Annotated in this window: 17 protein-coding genes, 2 pseudogenes and 1 riboswitch; of the genes and pseudogenes, 5 read left to right on the top strand and 14 right to left on the bottom strand. The window is 73.1% G+C overall.

The window, feature by feature from the left end; translation table 11 throughout:
- Window positions 1–46 precede the first annotated feature (46 nt).
- A pseudogene (locus OP86_RS34425) lies at window positions 47–253 on the bottom strand (IclR family transcriptional regulator); the annotation flags it as partial.
- Here OP86_RS34425 and OP86_RS00530 point away from each other — a divergent pair.
- Window positions 251–1,126 (top strand): annotated as a pseudogene (locus OP86_RS00530) (amidohydrolase family protein); the annotation flags it as partial. The pseudogenes OP86_RS34425 and OP86_RS00530 sit on opposite strands and share 3 nt — an antisense overlap.
- A gap of 132 nt (window positions 1,127–1,258) precedes the next feature.
- On the opposite strand, the gene OP86_RS00525 reads toward OP86_RS00530, so the two are convergent.
- Window positions 1,259–1,660, bottom strand: coding sequence for an allophanate hydrolase-related protein (locus OP86_RS00525; RefSeq protein WP_030056413.1), 402 nt, complete (start codon window positions 1,658–1,660; stop codon window positions 1,259–1,261).
- 144 nt (window positions 1,661–1,804) lie between these two features.
- A complete protein-coding gene (aceB, locus tag OP86_RS00520; protein ID WP_030056412.1) occupies window positions 1,805–3,454 on the bottom strand; it encodes a malate synthase A in 1,650 nt (549 codons plus the stop codon).
- 200 nt (window positions 3,455–3,654) lie between these two features.
- On the opposite strand from aceB, the gene OP86_RS00515 reads away from it, so the two are divergent.
- Window positions 3,655–4,452 (top strand): IclR family transcriptional regulator, encoded by a 798-nt coding sequence (locus OP86_RS00515; RefSeq protein WP_030056411.1) that lies wholly within the window; start codon window positions 3,655–3,657, stop codon window positions 4,450–4,452.
- A gap of 173 nt (window positions 4,453–4,625) precedes the next feature.
- Window positions 4,626–5,288, top strand: coding sequence for a hypothetical protein (locus OP86_RS00510; RefSeq protein WP_157849626.1), 663 nt, complete (start codon window positions 4,626–4,628; stop codon window positions 5,286–5,288).
- A gap of 79 nt (window positions 5,289–5,367) precedes the next feature.
- Here OP86_RS00510 and OP86_RS34420 read toward each other — a convergent pair whose 3' ends face one another.
- The gene (locus tag OP86_RS34420) at window positions 5,368–6,633 is read right to left on the bottom strand and encodes a glycoside hydrolase family 16 protein (protein ID WP_078588311.1); all 1,266 of its coding nucleotides are present in this window, start codon (window positions 6,631–6,633) and stop codon (window positions 5,368–5,370) included.
- 1 nt (window position 6,634) lies between these two features.
- Window positions 6,635–6,799, bottom strand: a riboswitch (cyclic di-AMP (ydaO/yuaA leader).
- Window positions 6,800–7,227: 428 nt separating this feature from the next.
- Here OP86_RS34420 and OP86_RS00500 point away from each other — a divergent pair.
- Complete coding sequence (locus OP86_RS00500) at window positions 7,228–7,557, top strand: MoaF-related domain-containing protein (protein ID WP_030056408.1); 330 nt, start codon at window positions 7,228–7,230, stop codon at window positions 7,555–7,557.
- Between the two features lie 37 nt (window positions 7,558–7,594).
- Here OP86_RS00500 and OP86_RS00495 read toward each other — a convergent pair whose 3' ends face one another.
- The 6 genes from OP86_RS00495 to OP86_RS00470 all read right to left on the bottom strand — a co-directional run bounded on the left by OP86_RS00495 (window position 7,595) and on the right by OP86_RS00470 (window position 12,546).
- Window positions 7,595–8,737, bottom strand: coding sequence for an alpha/beta hydrolase (locus OP86_RS00495; RefSeq protein WP_030254378.1), 1,143 nt, complete (start codon window positions 8,735–8,737; stop codon window positions 7,595–7,597).
- Window positions 8,738–9,001: 264 nt separating this feature from the next.
- Window positions 9,002–9,679 (bottom strand): Pr6Pr family membrane protein, encoded by a 678-nt coding sequence (locus OP86_RS33210; RefSeq protein ID WP_051829501.1) that lies wholly within the window; start codon window positions 9,677–9,679, stop codon window positions 9,002–9,004.
- Between the two features lie 159 nt (window positions 9,680–9,838).
- Window positions 9,839–10,759, bottom strand: a complete 921-nt coding sequence (locus OP86_RS00485) for a phosphotriesterase family protein (RefSeq protein WP_030056403.1) — start codon at window positions 10,757–10,759, stop codon at window positions 9,839–9,841.
- Window positions 10,756–11,253, bottom strand: a complete 498-nt coding sequence (locus OP86_RS33205; RefSeq protein ID WP_078588312.1) for a carboxymuconolactone decarboxylase family protein — start codon at window positions 11,251–11,253, stop codon at window positions 10,756–10,758. Before OP86_RS33205 ends, OP86_RS00485 begins: the two co-directional genes overlap by 4 nt.
- 47 nt (window positions 11,254–11,300) lie before the next feature.
- Window positions 11,301–11,939 (bottom strand): DUF4865 family protein, encoded by a 639-nt coding sequence (locus OP86_RS00475; RefSeq protein WP_030254388.1) that lies wholly within the window; start codon window positions 11,937–11,939, stop codon window positions 11,301–11,303.
- 40 nt (window positions 11,940–11,979) lie between these two features.
- Entirely contained in the window at window positions 11,980–12,546 is a 567-nt protein-coding gene (locus OP86_RS00470; protein WP_030056399.1) for a TetR/AcrR family transcriptional regulator, read from the bottom strand.
- Window positions 12,547–12,879: 333 nt separating this feature from the next.
- Between OP86_RS00470 and OP86_RS00465 the strand changes: the two genes are divergently transcribed.
- Window positions 12,880–13,872 carry an aldo/keto reductase gene (locus OP86_RS00465; RefSeq protein ID WP_030254391.1) on the top strand — a complete coding sequence of 331 codons (993 nt, stop codon included), beginning with the start codon at window positions 12,880–12,882 and terminating at the stop codon, window positions 13,870–13,872.
- A gap of 215 nt (window positions 13,873–14,087) precedes the next feature.
- Here the strand turns inward: OP86_RS00465 and OP86_RS00460 are convergent, their stop codons facing one another.
- The 4 genes from OP86_RS00460 to OP86_RS38970 all read right to left on the bottom strand — a co-directional run bounded on the left by OP86_RS00460 (window position 14,088) and on the right by OP86_RS38970 (window position 17,082).
- A complete protein-coding gene (locus OP86_RS00460) occupies window positions 14,088–14,825 on the bottom strand; it encodes a winged helix-turn-helix domain-containing protein (protein WP_418952575.1) in 738 nt (245 codons plus the stop codon).
- A gap of 583 nt (window positions 14,826–15,408) precedes the next feature.
- Window positions 15,409–15,552: a hypothetical protein gene (locus OP86_RS00455; RefSeq protein WP_157849625.1), complete on the bottom strand. Its 144-nt coding sequence runs from the start codon at window positions 15,550–15,552 to the stop codon at window positions 15,409–15,411.
- A 290-nt stretch (window positions 15,553–15,842) separates the two neighbouring features.
- Window positions 15,843–16,391, bottom strand: coding sequence for a GTP-binding protein (locus tag OP86_RS00450; RefSeq protein ID WP_030056394.1), 549 nt, complete (start codon window positions 16,389–16,391; stop codon window positions 15,843–15,845).
- Window positions 16,392–16,494: 103 nt separating this feature from the next.
- A complete protein-coding gene (locus OP86_RS38970) occupies window positions 16,495–17,082 on the bottom strand; it encodes a DUF742 domain-containing protein (protein WP_078588315.1) in 588 nt (195 codons plus the stop codon).

The raw sequence follows: 17,082 nt of genomic DNA, 5'->3' as shown, positions 1-17,082 counted from the left end.
CCCCGCCGGATCGACCAGATCCGGAGGGGCCCGCCATTCGCGACGGTCAGACCGCCATCGCCAGCATCAGCGGCGCCGCCCGGGCCGCCAGCAGCTCGGCCGCGGCCTTCAGCTTGTGGATGTTGCCCACCGGCATCGAGGTCGCCAGGCAACCGACCGTGCTGCCCGCCGTGATCGGCACCGCCGCGCACACCGTGCCCAGCGCGTACTCCTGGATGTCCAGCACCGGCACCGTGGCCGGCTGCCGCTCCAGGACGGCGGCCTGCCGCCGGACCACGCGGTCGAGGAGCTCGACGACATCCTGGCCGCCTCCGAGGCCGCCGTCGACACCTACCACGACTCCTCGTTCGGCTCGATGCTGCACGTCGCCATCGCGCCCTGTTCGCCCTTCTCCGTCTCCACCGACCTGCTCCGCCAGTCCGCCGAACTCGCCCGCCGCAAGGGCGTACGGCTGCACACCCACGGCTCGGAGACGGCCGAGGAGGAGCAGTTCTGCAAGGAGCTGTTCGGCATGGGCCCGACCGACTACTTCGAGTCGGTGGGCTGGCTCGGCGAGGACGTCTGGATGGCGCACTGCGTCCACATGAACGACTCCGACATCGCCAAGTTCGCCGAGACCGGCACCGGCGTCGCCCACTGCCCGTCCTCCAACGCCCGCCTGGCCGCCGGCATCGCCCGGGTGCCCGACATGCTCCGGGCCGGCGTCCCGGTCGGCCTCGGCGTGGACGGCACCGCCTCCAACGAGTCCGGCGAGCTCGGCACCGAGCTGCGCAACGCCCTGCTGATCAACCGGCTGCACGGCTCCCCCACCGCCCTGACCGGGCGCCAGGCGCTGCGCCTGGGCACCATGGGCGGCGCCCGGGTGCTCGGCCGGCAGAACGAGATCGGCTCCATCGAGGTCGGCAAGCTCGCCGACCTGGCGCTGTGGAAGATCGACGGGGTCATGCACTCCTCCATCGCCGACCCGGTCGCCGCCCTCACCTTCGGCGCGCTGCCGCCGCTGTCGGTGCTGTTCGTCAACGGCAACGCGGTGGTCGAGAAGGGGCAGCTCACCACCGTCAACGAGGACCGGATCGCGCGCGACTGCGCCCGCGCCGCCCGCGAGCTGGCGGCCCGACCGGTCTGACGACCCCTCCGGACTCCGGGAGCGCCCAGGGACGGTGCGCACCCGGACTCCGCGGGCCCGATAGGGCTCACGGACTGCGGCCCCGAACCCACGGCGAGGGTTCGGGGCCGCAGTGTGTTCCGGGGCGACGGCTCAGGCCGAGCGCCCGATCGTCGCCAGGTACGCGCGCCAGCCGCCGTGGTGGGTGATCTCGCGGTGCACGCCGCGCTCGGCCTCGCCCCGGGCGAGCAGCATGGAGAGGCACGCGGAGCCGTCCTCCAGCTCGATCACGCCCAGCTCCAGCTCGCGCGGCTCGCCGGGCAGGATGACGTCCCGCAGCCGCTCCAGGCTGATGTCGTAGAGCTCGCCCTCGATGGCGGTGTCGACACCCGGGTCGGGCAGCAGCCCCGGGCAGACGTCCGTCCCGCCACTGTGGTCGATGGAGAAGAAGCGGTAGCCGGGGGCGGTCCTGACCGGGCCGATCAGCGCGTCGGCGACCTTGGCGTGGAAGGGACCGCCGACCATCGCCTGGCCGTTGAAGAAGATGCGCGGCATGGGTGAACTCCTCATGGGAAAAAGACCGTTCCGCACGGCGACGAGAGGACAGGTGGATTCGTCGCCGTACGGAACGGAGTAACGGGCCGCCGCAGTGCTACAGCCTGGCAGGCGGCAGCGGTGGCGCCGGCGGATAGATTGGGCTCAGCCCAGCAGGGGGAGCGCGGGGAGGGTCAGGAAGTCCGCGAACTCCTCGGCCAGGGCGACCTGTTCGAAGAGTCGGGCGGCCTCGCGCCAGCGGCCGGCGTTGTAGGCCTCCTCGCCCAGCTCGGCGAGGAGTTCGGCCAGCTCCGTGGCGACGAGGGAGCGGACCAGCTCGGCGGTGGCCTTCTCGCCGGTGTCGGACAGCACGACCCCGTTGTGGATCCACTGCCAGATCTGCGAACGGGAGATCTCGGCGGTGGCGGCGTCCTCCATCATGTTGAAGATGCCGACCGCGCCGAGCCCGCGCAGCCAGGCCTCGATGTACCGCAGGCCGACCTGGACGGCGTTGTGCAGCCCCGCGTGGGTGCAGGTGCCGCCGGCGCCGGCGATGTCGAGCAGTTGGGCGGCGGTGACCGGCTCGGCCGGGCCGGGGTTGTCCTTCTGGTTGGCCCGCTCGCCGAGTACGGCGTCGAAGCAGGCCCGGGCGACCGGCACCAGGTCCGGGTGGGCGACCCAGGAGCCGTCGAAGCCGTTGCCGGCCTCGCGGTCCTTGTCGGCCTTGACCTTCTCCAGCGCGGCCGCGTTGACCTCGGGGTCCTTGCGGCTGGGGATGAACGCGGCCATGCCGCCGATGGCGTGGGCACCGCGCTTGTGGCAGGTCTGCACCAGCAGGCGGGTGTAGGCGGCCATGAACGGTGAGGCCATGGTGACGCTGTTGCGGTCCGGCAGGATGTAGTGCTCGCCGGCGTCGCGGAAGTTCTTGACGATCGAGAACAGGTAGTCCCAGCGCCCGGCGTTGAGGCCGGCCGCGTGGTCGCGCAGCTCGTAGAGGATCTCGTCCATCTCGAAGGCGGCGGTGATGGTCTCGATCAGGACGGTGGCGCGGACGGTGCCGTGCGGGATGCCGAGTGCGGCCTGGGCGTGGGTGAACACGTCGTTCCAGAGCCGGGCTTCGAGGTGGCTCTCGGTCTTCGGCAGGTAGAAGTACGGCCCGGAGTTGGGGTCCGCGGCGCCCTTGGCGAGCAGCCGGGCGGCGTTGTGGAAGAAGTACAGGCCGAAGTCGAGGAAGGCGCCGGCCACCGGGGTGCCGTCGACCAGCAGGTGGTTCTCGTCCAGGTGCCAGCCGCGCGGGCGGACCACGACGGTGGCGAGTTCGGCGGCGGGCTTGAGGGCGTACGCCTTGCCGGCGGGGGTGGTGAAGTCGATCCGGCCCTCGAAGGCGTCGATCAGGTTGATCTGGCCGCTGACCACGTTCTCCCAGGTCGGGGAGGTGGCGTCCTCGAAGTCGGCGAGCCAGATCCTCGCCCCGGAGTTGAGGGCGTTGATGACCATCTTGCGGTCGGTCGGGCCGGTGATCTCGACCCGGCGGTCCTGGAGGGCGCGGGGCGCTTCGGCGACCTTCCAGTCCCCGGCCCGGATCTGCGCGGTCTCGGGGAGGAAGTCCAGCGTGCCGGTCTCCGCGATCCCGGCACGGCGGACCTTCCTCCGGGCCAGGAGTTCCTGCCGGCGGCCCTCGAACGCGCGATGGAGGCCGACGACGAAGGCGATCGCCTCCGGAGTGAGCACCTCCTCCGCCCGGTGGACGCGCGGACCGGCGACAGTGACGACCGGAGCGGCGGGGGAGACGCCGGGTCCCTGATCTGTGGCCATGAGCAGGACACTCCTAAGACGGTTGAGCCTGGCGAAGGGAGCTCCGGTGGGAACTTCCTCGGGAACTTCCTCGATCGTTACCCGCCTGTCGGCGAGTTCGATTCTGTAAGGTGGAGACTAGTTTCCGCGATACAGAATTTCAACGGTTTGTTGAGAGGTCGCCGGGACTCTACTCCTCCCCGACAGCGAAGGGAACGCCGGTGGTCGCGACCCCCGACACAGCATCGACGACAGGCGCCGACCGCGCGAGCGGCGGCGTGCAGTCCGTCGAACGCGCCTTCCAACTCCTGGAGGCGCTGGCCGACTCCGGCGGCGTGGCCACGCTCAGCGAGCTCTCCAGCAGTTCCGGCCTCCCGATGCCGACCATCCACCGCCTGGTTCGTACCCTCGTCCAGCAGGGCTATGTACGCCAGGACACCGCACGCCGCTACACCCTCGGCCCCCGGCTGATCCGCCTCGGCGAGACCGCCGGCCGCCTCCTCGGCAGCTGGGCCCGCCCGTACCTGGCCGAACTCATGGAGGCCACCGGCGAGACCGCCAACCTGGCCGTCCTGGAGGGCGGCGAGGTGGTGTACGTCGGGCAGGTGCAGTCGCGGCGCTCGATGCGGATGTTCACCGAGGTCGGGCGGCGGGTCCAGCCGCACTGCACCGGCGTCGGCAAGGCGCTGCTCGCCCAGCTCCCCGAGGACGAGGCCCGCGCCGTCCTCGGCCCCAACCCGCTCCCCGCGCACACCGAGTACACGGTCACCGACCCGCAGGAGCTGATGGACCAGCTCGCCGAGGCCCGCGAGCGCGGCTACGTGGTCGACGACCAGGAGCAGGAGATCGGCGTCCGCTGCATCGCGCTGGCCGTCCCGGGCGCGCCGACGCCCACCGCGCTCTCGGTCTCCGGACCGGAGGCCCGGATCCGGGCCCTGGAGGAGCAGGCGGGCGCGTCCGCGCTGGTGCCGGTGATGCACCAGATCGCCGCCCGGCTGGGGCAGGTCCTCGCCCCCTGACGACTCGTCAACCGGCGTTGCCGACGGGCGGTGCCGGGGACACGCCCGGCGTCCTCCGTTCGAGCGGACGGCGGGCGGGTTGCGCCCCGGTCGCGACGGCGGCTCGGCCACCCTGGTGCGGACGCGGCCCGCAACGGCGCGGGCCGCCGAAACGCGAGGGCAGGGTGAACGGCATGGAGCACCGGGGAGTGCACGGCCGCGCAGAGAGCGGCGCGAGGAACGGGGGGTTCGGCGGGGCCGGGCGGGTCTGCGGGGCCGGGATGGTCGCGGCGGTGGCTGCGGGCTGCGCGGTGGCGGTGCTGGCCGGCGGGCCGTCCTGGGCACTGCGGCGGCCCGAGCCCCGGCCGGCCGTGGAGGTCGTCGCACCGGGGGCGCCCCAGGCGTCCACCCTGCCGGCGGTGGCCGAGGCGTCCACGCTGCCGGTTGTGGTCGCCAAGCCCTCCCACTCGCACCTGGAGGTGGTCCAGATCGACCCGGACCCGGCGCCGCCCGGCGGCATCACCACCGTCCACGCCTTCGTGGCCAATGCGGGCCCGGACACCACCGCCTCGCCGTTCACGGTGACGGTCACCCTGCCGAAGGGGGTGACCCCGATGGGCCCGTTCTTCCCCACGGACTGCAAGGTCCTGGCAGGCGGCAGGCAGGTGCGCTGCGTCTTCGGCCCCGGGCTGAAGGAGGGGCGCAGCGCGACGGCGCTCGTCCCGGTGGAGTTCTCCCCCGACCTGCCGCTCGGGATCGTGGAGGGCTCGGTCGAGGTGCGCAGCGCGGACGACCCGGGCGGCAAGGGCCACCGGACATCGTTCGACTTCAGGGTCGTCGAGACGGCCGGAGGCTGATGAACCGGATCGCCCCACCGGTCACCGGCCGCCGGTGAGCGGCTGCCGGTGACCGGTGACCGGGTGGGGCGTGTCGTGGTTACCGGTAGATGCGGACGTAGTCGGCGGCCATGGTGATCGGGGCGGTCCCCTGGGGTGCGGGGTGGTACTGCCCGGCGCACACCGAGAGGTTGAGGATCAGGTACGCCGACCAGTTGGCGCCGACGCCCTTGCCGTCCGAGAAGACCTTGACGCCGTTGACGTACCAGTCCACCGAGGTGGCGCCGTAGTAGGTGCCGATGGTCACCCACTGGTCCTTCGCGATGGCGCTCGCGTCGGTGTAGTACTTCGGGTTGCCGGGGTTGACGTGGTTGGTCAGCTCCAGCAGGTTCGGGTTGTCGGGGTGGTACTCGAAGGAGTCGATCTCCCCGTTGCCGTTCTTCCAGGTCCACAGGGCCGGCCAGGCACCGCTGCCGGCGGGCAGCTTGACCCGGGTCTCGGCGTAGTCGCCGGTCTTGACCTGGAAGCCCTCGCTGGAGCCCTCGGTGGTCAGGAAGCCGGTGTTCCAGGACTGCTTGCCGTTCTCCAGGGTCGGGCCGCCGGACGTGGCGGTGAAGGTGGCGACCCCGTTGGCGACGCTGACGTTGTTCTTGTTCAGCCAGTCCAGCTTGTTGTCGTCCGGGTTGTGGTTGCCGTACTTGTACGAGGTGCTCTTGTCGCCGACCCAGCGCTGACCCCAGCTGATCGGGCTGTTGAACTCGTCGGACCAGGTCAGCGACTTGCCGGCGACCGGGGAGGACGGCGCCGGGGTGGTCGGGGTGGCCGTCGCGGTGGGGGTGGCCGTGCTGGGGGTGGCGGTCGGCGTGGGGGTCGGGGACGGGGTCGGCGTGGTCGTACCGGCGGCGGAGACCACCAGCTGCTGCGCGGGCAGGTTGTGCCAGGCGCCGCCGAGGTCCTGCCAGAAGCCGAACTGGCTGTACGTCCCGGCGGGCAGGGTGCGCGCACCGCTGGTGAAGTTCACCCTGCTCGGGCAGATCTGCACGTTGGAGGCGTTGCCGGGGAAGTCCAGGTTGGTGCCGCGCGCGTCGCGCACGCCCACGCCGACGGTCTCCGCGGTGAAGCACGCCGAGGAGTGCAGGGCGAGCGAGGCGGTGGTGGCCTTGCCCACGACCATGGCGGCGGGCGCGAGGCGGTCCTGGGTGACGGTCGGCGCGGTGGCCGCCTGGGCGCCGGTGACGGACGGCAGTCCGAGCAGACCGGCGCCGCTGATGGCGAGCGCCCCGGTGGCGGCGAGGGCGGCGTTGCGGCCGCGGTGGGCGGGGCGGGCGTGGCGCGGTGCGCGGCGCCGGGCAGCAGGCTGGGACATGAGGTGACCTCTGCGACGCCTGCGAGGTGAGCTGTCGGGTTCGGGCTGCAGTTGCCCGGCCACCTGTGGAGCGGCTTCACCCCTAGCCACGGCCCGTACGAGGAACGCACGGACCGGGCGCCGACCTTGGTTCCCCCACTCCTGTCCACTCTGGTGCTCGGTGACCCGCCGTCGGGTGGACAGGACTCGGCGTCCCGGCGGCGGGGTCCGCCAGAGGCGGACGACCGTTGCAGGCTAGGCAGGCCGTACGTGAACGGACAACCCTGCCCGGTCGGTTGTCACACAGCTCACAGTAGTGTCGATCAACGACACTGCGTGGTGGCGGAGTTGATCAGTTCACGCGGGCGTGGCCCAGTCGAACCAGGCGGCGATCCGGCCCTCCGCCTCCGGCGCCCAGGCGAGCTCCAGGTGGTTGAGACCGCTCAGCAGCCCGGTCCCGGCGGCCGGTCTCGGCGGCCGGTCCCGGCCGGGTACTGGGCCGGACCGGACCGTGGCAAAGATCAGACCGAGTGCACCCGGTCGGATAAATTGGAGGCCTGAGATCTTCCGCAGTGCACAAGAGCCCCCAACCCGGACACGAGGAGCCGCCCCACCATGACCGCGTCCCTGCCCGCCTTCGCCGGCCGCACCTACCTCTTCCGGGCCGACAACGGCGCGGCCTTCCGCAACACCTACTCGGCCGACGGCACTCGCCTGCGCTGGGAGGGCCTCGGCGAGTCCGCGGGCCAGTGGGAGGACGTGCGGCTGCACGTCGCCGAGGTCGCGCCGAAGGTCTACTTCGTCAGCTGGACGGAGCAGAGCGGGATCACCGTCAGCCATGTGATGGACCTCGGCAAGCTGACGGTGCGGGCCTTCTGGACCTTCGAGGGCGAGGGCGGCCGGGTCGGCGAGCTGCACACCGGGACGCTGGAGCAGGTGGCCTGAGCCGCCGAACGGGGCTCTCGGGCGGGCCCGGGCGCGCTCAGACGGTCTGGTTCGGCACCTTGAGGTGCTGGGAGAGCCACTCCAGCGAGGACGGCAGCAGCGCGCTCCAGGTCTCGAAGTTGTGGCCGCCGTTCTCCAGCATGCTGTACGAGACCTTCATCGGGCTCTGCACCGCGTCGACGAAGGCCTCGGTCTCCTGGCGGTAGCTGCCGTCGCCCTTCTTGGTCCCGGCCAGCAGCACGGACACCTTCGGCTGCGGCAGGTTCTTCAGCCGCCACATCAGGTTGGCCTCGTCCCGGCGCTGCTTGCTGCCGCCGAAGAGGTCGCCGGTGGTCGGGTCGTCGGCGGCGTCGTAGTAGGCGGAGAGAGCCACGGCGGTCGGGAAGACGTCCGGGTGGCGCATGGCCAGCTTGAGCGCGCAGTAGCCGCCCGTCGAGTTGCCCATGAAGGCCCAGGCCTGCGGGTCGGAGGAGACCCGGAAGCTGGCCTGGATCGCCGAGGGCACGTCCTTGGTGAAGTACGTGTCCGACTGCGGGCCGTTCGGGATGTCCTCGCACTCGGTGTCCTGCGGCAGGGCGGGCGAGGGACGCACCAGGACCATGACGGTCGGCTGCATCCGGCCCTCCTGCAGCAGCTTGAGCGCCGCACCCGGGTAGTTGAAGCGGGTGATCAGGTTCTCGGCGATTCCTGGGAAGCCGGTGCTGACGATCACGGCCGGGAACTGCTTCTGCGCGTACTCCGGCTGGAAGTACTGCGGCGGCAGGTAGACGTAACCCTCGGTGGACAGCCGGCTGACCGCGCCGTCGATCCGGACCTTGCGGATCTCGCCGGACTGGCCGGGCTCGCGGCCCATCGCGCCGCCGCCCTTGACCGAGGCGTGGCCGATCGTCTCCACCAGCAGGCGGCCGGAGGCGTCCGCCTTGTTGTGGATCACCACCGGGCCGGTGTCCCCGACGCCCAGCAGGTCGTCCCAACTGCTGTAGAAGGCGAAGTAGTTGTTCGCCACCAGGCCGAGCGCGGCGAGCACCGCCAGCTGGGTGGCGAGCAGCGCACCGATCCGGCCGAGCACCGACTGCCAGCTCTTCCCGGCGAGTCTGGGCCACAGCCAGACCGTGCCGACCATCATCACGACGGCGATCAATACGGTCAGCGCCAACACCTTGTGGCTCGTCAGACCCATGTCCTGCTTGCTCCCACGCCTCGAACTCCAGCCCCCACCGCTGGGACATCCGAGGAGGTCACCCCGGTTCCCCCCACCGGGGCGCGAGGATCAACCCTAGCGGTAGCTGGGAGAAAGCTGAGGGTTCGGGCACCCGCTCCCAGAGCCGCAGCCCCGCCGTGAGCTCGCGCAGGCAGCGCGCGCCGAGGGGGCGGGTCCGGGGCCGTCAGCTCGGGTCCGGAGCCGTCGGCTCGGTTCCGGGGCTGTCAGCTCGTTCCGGGGCTGTCAGCTCGTTCCGGCGCGGGCGTGGCGGCCCCTGGGGACCGCGCCGGACCGGGCGTCGCGCCGGGCGGCGAGGGCGTTGCCCGCCGCGGCCACGGCGGATCCGACCAGCAGGAAGGCCGCCGCCGTCAGGACGCAGGCGCCGGCCACCCGGCGGTAGCCGCCGTGCAGGCTCGGGTCGAGGAACGGGTACGGGTACCAGTCGGCGGCCCGGCCGCGCAGCAGCGCGTACGCCAGGTAGAGCAGCGGGAGGGCCAGCCAGCCGAGCACCGTGAGCGGGCGGATGCGCCGGGCGGGCGGGTCGATCAGCCAGTCGGCGAGCGCGAGGAGCGGCAGCGCCCGGTTCAGCACCTCGTCCACCCACGGGATCGCCAGCTGCTCCGGGTACGCCGCCAGCGCCGTCCCGTAGACGAGCCCGGTGATCGCCAGGTAGAGCACCACGGCCCCGCGCACCGCGTCCGGCACCGGGCTGCGGCTAGTCAGGCCCGCCCAGCCGCCGTAGCCCAGGACGGCGATCGCGGCGATGGCGGCGAGGTCGGTGAAGTAGCTGAAGAAGTTCAGCACCCCGGCGGCGCCGGCCGCCGCGTGGTAGCCGGAGAAGCAGAGGGCGACGGCGACGAGCACCGCGACGGCGAGCCGGGCGGGCGCGAGCCACGGGGCGGTCGGGGCTGCGGGCATCATCGGGTCCGCCTCTCTGGGGGCGCCCCTCATCCGGCGGGAGGGCTACTCGGATTCAAACCCGGGTGGGAGGCGTCGGCCACAGGAGCGGGGCGGTCACGGGGGCGGGTCGGCGGGCTCGGGGGGCTCGGGAGTGGGACGGCGGGCTCGGGAGCGGTGTGGTCAGGGCATGCGCCAGTCGGCGGCGAAGGCGGCGGCGGGGTTGGTGGTGAGGAGCAGCTCGGGCAGCTCGGGGCCGAAGGTGCGGGCCAGGCGCGGGGCGAGGTCGGTGAGCAGTCGGGTCGGGCCGCCGGCCTGCCGGGCGGTCCGGGTGGTGGTGTCGGCGCCCAGCAGCAGCTGGGTGGCGTGGCCCGCCTCGACCAGGTCGGCGATCACGTCGAAGGCCTGGAGGTCGGTGGGGTGGCCGGCCCGGGAGGGGCTGTCCAGGGCGAGGTGGACGCCCTCGGCGGCGAGGCTGCGGCACGTGGCACGGTCGGGGAAGCGGGTGAGGTGCCCGAGGATGATCCGGTCCTGCCGGACTCCGTCGCGGCTGCCGAGCCGGTGGAGGACTTCGTGCGGATCGCCGTCGGGTTCGAGGTGGACGGCGATCGGGGCGCCCGTGGCGTGGTGCGCCGCGGCGGCCGCGGCCATCGTCCGGTGGGTGTGCGCGGTGCTGCGGCCCGGGTCGTCGGCGACCTTGATCAGCCCGGCACGGGTTCCCCCGGATGCGCCCGGCAGGCCGGTGGTGAGTTCGGCGACGAAGCGTTCGGCGAGGTCGTCGGGGGCGGGGTCGGTGCCCGGCGGGTAGTGCACCGCCTGGTGCGCGCCGGTGGCGGCGACGATGTGGACGCCGGTCGTGCGGGAGAGCGCGGCGAGGGAGGCCGCGCCACGGCCCATGCCGTACGGGGTCCACTGGACGAACGATCGGCCGCCGGCGGCGGCGTAGGCGCGCAGGACGTCCTCGGCGGCGGCCGGGTCGTCCAGTTCCTGGCTGGGGAGCAGCGGGCTGCGGATGAAGAGGTGGTCGTGGGAGTCGGTGACCCCGAGGTCGGCGGGGTCGAGGTCGCCGAGGACGGTGCGGACGGTCCGGACGGTGCGGGTCACGCCTGCTCCTCGGGGGCCTCGGGGGCCTCGGGGGTTTCGGGGGCCTCAGGGGCTTCGGACGCTTCGGCGAAGGTCGTGGCCGCGACGCGCAGGCCGGCCAGGGTCTTGGGGACGCCGACGTAGGGGGCGAGGTGGACGAGGACCTCGGTGATCTCCTCCCTCGTCATGCCGATCCGCAAGCTGTTGCGGACGTGGTCGGCGAGCTGCGGCTCCACGCCGCCGAGGGCGGTGAGGGCGGCCAGGTTGGCGATCTGCCGGTCCCGCAGGGCGAGGCCGGCGCGCTGGTAGGTGCCGCCGAAGAGGCTGGTGACGATCCAGTCGGGGAAGCCGGGGGCGAGAGCGTCCAGGCCGCCGAGGGTGGTGACGGCGACCGGTCCGGCGAGGTCGGCGAGCAGGGCGTAGCCGGCTTCGCGGTCGAGCGTGGCCGGGGCCAGGTCGGCGGGCACCAGCTGGGCGGGGGTCGGCGGGGCGGCGGTCGGCGGGGTCGGAGTCATCGGGGTCGGAGTCGTCGGAGTCGCAGTCATCGGGGCGGAGGAACCTTTCACCAGTGGCGGCCGGACGGCAGCCGGTCGAGTTCGGGGCGGGAGAGGTGCAGCACCTGGTACCGGGCGCCGGGGACGTCCTCGGGGGCCGGGCCGTGCCAGAGGGCGAAGCGGAGCAGTTCCCAACGGCTCGGGTCCACCGCGACGGCTGCGGTGTGCAGGGCCGGGTGCGTGGGGAGCTCGGCCAGCGCCCGCTCGACGGCCTCGGCCGGGTCGGCGGCCTCCGGCAGCCGTACGGTCTCGCGGGTGGCGGTGGTCGGGGCCGCGGCATCCGTCCCGCCCGCGCCGCCGGCCGGGCCCACACCACCCGCCGGGCCCACACCACCCGCCGGGCCCGCGCCGCCCGCCAGGCCCGCGCCGAGCCAGTGGCGGACGGTGGGGCGGCCGAAGTCGGCGCTCAGACCGCGGAAGCCCGGGCCCCAGAGGAAGCCGTTCATGCCCTCCGTGGTGCGCCAGAGGTAGAACGGCGCGTACTGGTTGACCGGCGATCCCTGCCGGCCGCGCTCGCGGATCAGGTACGCCTTGAGGCCGAGGCCGGGGTGGGCGTCCAGCAGGTGGCCCTTGTCGGCGACGCGTTTGCGGATGATGCCCATGTCGTAGTCGGCGGGGAGGGTGATCTCGTACTGCATGGCGTGCACGACGGGCTCCTCGGGTCGGGTGGGGGCGATGCGGCGCCGGTCAGGCGGCTCGGTGCGCGGCGAGCAGCCCGAGGGCTCCGCGGACGGCCCGGTCGAACGGTTCGGCACTGTCCGCGGCACGGGCCAGGACGTAGCCGCCCTGGACGACGGCGACCACGGCGGCGGCGGTGTCGGCCGGGTCGAGGCCGGGAGCGAACTCGCCCTCGGACTGGCCCTCGGCGACCAGATCGGCGATCCGGCCGCGCAGCCAGTCGAAGGTCTCCTCGACGGGGGCGCGCAGCTGCGGGTCGGCGACCACGTCCGGGTCCTGGGCCATCCGTCCGATCCGGCAGCCGCGCAGGACGTCGCGGTCGCGGTGCAGGTACGCGGCGATGCGGTCGTACGCGGTGCCGGGGGCGGCGAGGTCGGCCTCGGCGATGCCCCGCATCTCCTCGGCGCTGCGGCGCAGGGCGGCGGCGGCGAGGTCGGGCTTGCCGGTGAAGTGGTGGTACATGCTGCCCTGGCCGACCCCGGAGCGCTGCTGGATGGCCTTCGGGCTGGTGCCGACGTAGCCGCGCTCCCAGAGGAGGGCCTGGGTGCTCTCGATGAGGCGGTCCTGGGTGCTCATGTGGATCACTGTACATACCAGTAGGTACAGAAGGCTAGTGGCGTTCCGCATTCCGGCCCGACGATTGAGGGCCGTGCGCCGCCCCCCGGCGGCCACGGCCCCTCGACCGTTCGTCATCCCCCGCGCCACCGAGCGGCATTCCGGCGCGATCGGTGGCGCGCGTCACGTCACGGACGGTCGTCGGCGTGACGCCACGTCAGGGGTGCACGGCGCGCAGGGGGTGCACGGCGCGTTGCGCGGGCGGGCGGCGAGGTCGGTGGACCGGGCGCTGGTCGCACGTCAGATACGGGGCAGGGGCTTGATCGGCCGGGGCCGACTGACAAGATGTCCGGCATGAGCTACCTCGCCGCGGATGACCGCTATGCCTCCATGACCTACCGGAAGGCCGGCCGCAGTGGCGTCCAGCTGCCCGCCGTCTCGCTCGGCCTCTGGCACAACTTCGGTGACGCCCAACCGCTGGAAGTGCAGCGGGCGGTGCTGCGCCGGGCCTTCGACCGGGGCGTCACGCACTTCGACCTGGCGAACAACTACGGCCCGCCGTACGGCAGCGCCGAGCGCAACTTCGGCTACCTGTTCGCCCAGGACTTCCGGCCGTACCGGGACGAGCTGTTCATCGCGACCAAGGCCGGCTGGGACATGTGGCCCGGCCCGTACGGCAACGGCGGCAGCCGCAAGTACCTGCTGGCCAGCCTCGACCAGTCGCTGGACCGGATGGGGCTGGACTACGTCGACGTCTTCTACTCGCACCGCTACGACCCGGACACCCCGATCGAGGAGACGATGGGGGCGCTGGACAGCGCGGTGCGCTCGGGCCGGGCACTGTACGCCGCCATCTCCAACTACCCGGCGGAGCAGCACCGGGAGGCGGTGGCGATCCTGCGGGAGCTGGGGACGCCGGTGCTGATGAACCAGTCGGCGTACTCGATCCTCAACCGGTCCGTGGAGGAGCGCGGCGTGCTGGACGCGGTGGGCGACACCCAGACCAGCCTCATCGCCTACTCGCCGCTGGCTCAGGGCCTGCTGACGGACCGCTACCTCGCGGGCGACGTGCCGGCGGGCTCGCGGATGTCGGTCGGGAAGTTCCTCAAGGAGGAGGCGCTGACCGGGCCGAAGCTGGAGCAGCTGCGGGCGCTGAACAAGATCGCCGAGGGGCGCGGGCAGACGCTGGCGCAGCTGGCGCTGAGCTGGGTGCTGCGGGATCCGCGCGTGGTCTCGGTGATCATCGGCGCGAGCAGCGTGGCCCAGCTGGACCAGAACCTCGACGCGCTGGCCGGTGGACCGCTGACGGCGGAGGAGCTGGCGGAGATCGACCGGCTGAGCCGCTGAGCGGCCCTGGAGCCCCGCTCCGGGCGGCGGGTGACAGCTGACAGATAACAGCTGACAGATGACAGATGACAGATTTCGAAATCTGTCATCTGTCAGCTGTTTGCTGACGGGCGGTCAAGACTGGTGCGGTCGGGAAACGTGAAGCGGCGGACCGCCCGTCCGACTCGAAGGTCCGGGCGGTCCGCCACCCACGCTCAAGCGATCGGCCGACGCCGTCAGACGGCCGCCGGGGTGTACTTGTAGCCGACCCGACGGACCGTCACGATCGTGTCGCGGTAGGCCGGTCCGAGCTTGCGGCGCAGTCGGGCGACGTGCACGTCGACCGTCCGACCGTCCCCGACGTGGCCGTAGCCCCAGACCGCGGAAACCAGGTGGTCCCGGGTGTGCACCCGCTGCGGGTGCTCGGTGAGGTGGGCCAACAGTTCGAACTCCAGGTAGGTGAGGTCGAGCAGCCGCCCGTCGACGTAGGCGTTGCGCCGCTCGGTGTCGACGCTGATGCCGCGCCCGGTCGGACGCACCGGGCGGACACCCGCCCCGGGCGCCGCCGAAGCGGCGGACACGACGGGCGCGCCGGGCAGGCCCGGGCCGACCGCCGCCGCGGTCTCGGCGGGCACCAGCACCAGGTACCCGACCATCGGGCTGCCGGTCGCGCCGGCGAACTGCGTGCCGTACTGGGCGAGCAGCCCCTGCGGGAGCACGCCCTGCGGCAGGGCGGCGACGACGGTCGCCCCCTCCGGCAGCGCGGCGAGCAGCGCCTGCGGCGCCTGCGGAGCGGCCGAACCCGGTTGCGACGCGAGGCCCGTCGGAGCGGCCGGCGGACGGGCCGGTCCGGCGTGGGACGGGCGGACCGGCGCCCCGGGCCATCGCTCGGCCCCCGACGCCGGCGGGACGGACGGTCCCGCGGTCCCGACCGGGCCGGGCGTACCCGGGACGGTGGCGGGACCGGTGGGCAGGGGCGAGACGGAGGGGCCGGAGGGAACCGAGCGGACCGCGCGCAGGTGCGGCGTCGCGGTGGGCAGGGGCAGGGTGGCCGTGGAAGAAGAAGACATGGTGTGCCGCTCATTTCGCGCGTGACGGACGGGGTGGAGTCGTCTGCGCGTCGACCGGGCGTACTGCCGTGGCTGGACCGGACCGAACCGGGTCAGCGGGCGGAGAGCCGGGACGCGCTGGGCGAGCCCGGACACGTCTGATCGAACAGGTGCGGCTGTCGGGACGGCCAGAACGGTTCGAGGTCGGGGCGACCCCGTCGGCTGTCCACGGCACGGCTCGCGGGCCCGTTCCACCGTCCGGTCCGTCCGCCACCCGCGCACATCGCTGGGGCCGGCCCGGTCGTTCGGGTACGGCCGGCGGCGCCGGGGGCAGGTCTGGGGCAGACGATGTTCACTGGTGCTCTCTCCGCTGGGCGGGTCCGGTTGGTCGGCCGCGGGCACGCCGGACGGCGGTGTCCGCTACGGCCTGGTCGACGGGTGGCGGTGCGTCAGGCGGCGGCCGGGTGGGCCGGGAGCGCCGGGGACGTACCGGGACGGGGCAGGCCGGTCAGCGACAACACGCGCTACAGATCAGCGCGTGGTCGATGTAGCGGCGGACGGTGAGCACCGCGGCGGCAGGACCCGGGGTGACGCGACCGGGCATGAGGGATCCGGACACGGCGGTGGTGATGCGTCGCTGGCCGACGGTCATCCTGCTGCCCTCCCCCTCGTTCTGCGCGAGAACATCCGCGCGAGACATCCGCGCGAGCCTTCTGCGTGAAACCTCCGCTCCCGACGACACGGTCGGGTGGCCCTCGTCCACAGAGCCTTCCACGGCCGGGCCTGTCTAGGCAACCTTCCGTGCGCCGACCGTCCGGAATGCGGACGACAGAATGAGACGACGGCTGGAACGGCGAGCGGAACGATGGACGGAACGCAGGCCCGTACCGGTGCCGCCCGGCCCCTGATCAGGCCGGATCAGGGGCCACTCGCCGGGTGCAATCAGGCCCGGGCGAGGGCGTGTTGGCGGCGGGCCGCGGCATGCTCGACCAACGCGACGAGCAGGTCCTTCCCGTCCTCCCGCAGCCGCGCGTCGCAGAGCAGCACCGGGATGTCCGGGTCGAGGTCGAGCGCGTCGCGGACCTCGTCCGGCGAGAACCGGTCGGTGCCCTCGAAGCAGTTCACCGCGACCACGAACGGGATGCCGCGCTGCTCGAAGAAGTCGACCGACGGGAAGCAGTCGGCCAGCCGCCGGGTGTCGGCGAGCACCAGGGCGCCGAGCGCGCCGCGGGCCAACTCGTCCCAGACAAACCAGAACCGGTCCTGCCCGGGCGTCCCGAACAGGTACAGCGCGAGGCCGGGCCGCAGGTCGATCCGGCCGAAGTCCATCGCCACGGTGGTGGTGCGCTTCGCCTCCACGCCCGAGGTGTCGTCCACCGGGCGGCCCAGCTCGCTGAGCTCCTCCTCGGTGCGCAGCGGCCGGATCTCGCTGACCGAGCCGACCAGGGTGGTCTTGCCCGCGCCGAACCCTCCCGCGACCAGGATCTTCACCGCGACGGCCGGACCACCGCGCCAGCGTGGGTCGTTGGCGTTCGCCGGGCGGGAGCCGGCACCGTCCGGGCGGGAGCCGGCACCGTCCGGGCGGGGGTGGTGGTCAGAGCGCACGGAGTCCATTGATCACGTCTCGCAGCAGGCGCTCGTCCGGCAGCTCGGCGAGCGGAACGGGTCGGGTGACGCTGATCAGCTCGGCGTCGTAGAGGTCGCCGAGCAGCACCCGCACCACGCTGACCGGCAGGTCGGTGTAGGAGCCGAGCTCGGCGACGGAGAGCGGTTCGCGGCGGCACAGGGCCAGCAGCGTCTGGTGCTCCGGGTCGAGGACGTGCGCGGGCACGGCCCCCGCGGCCGCCCCGGGCTCGGCGGCGGTGACCAGCGAGATCAGGTCGAACAGCCCTTCCTCGACCGGCCGGGTGCGGCCGCGGGTCATCGAGAAGAGCCGCACCACCGGGCCGGCCTCGTCGTCGAACCAGCGGTCGTCGACCGGGGTGCGCGGCCGGAACAGGTCGACCTCGGGTCCGGTCCCGTCCGGGGCCTCCCGCTCCGCGTCCGCCGAAGCGTCCACATCGTGGGCAGCGCCCGGGCCTGCCGATGTGTCCCTGTCCGGTGACGACCCCGCGCCGGACGGCCCGTCCGTGCCCACCGGCACCTCCGGGCCGTCCGGCACGTCCGCCTTCGGATCCGCCAT

This window comes from Streptomyces novaecaesareae (assembly GCF_000716875.1).
GTDB lineage: Bacteria > Actinomycetota > Actinomycetes > Streptomycetales > Streptomycetaceae > Kitasatospora > Kitasatospora novaecaesareae.
This window is presented reverse-complemented; position numbering and strand designations above follow the sequence as displayed.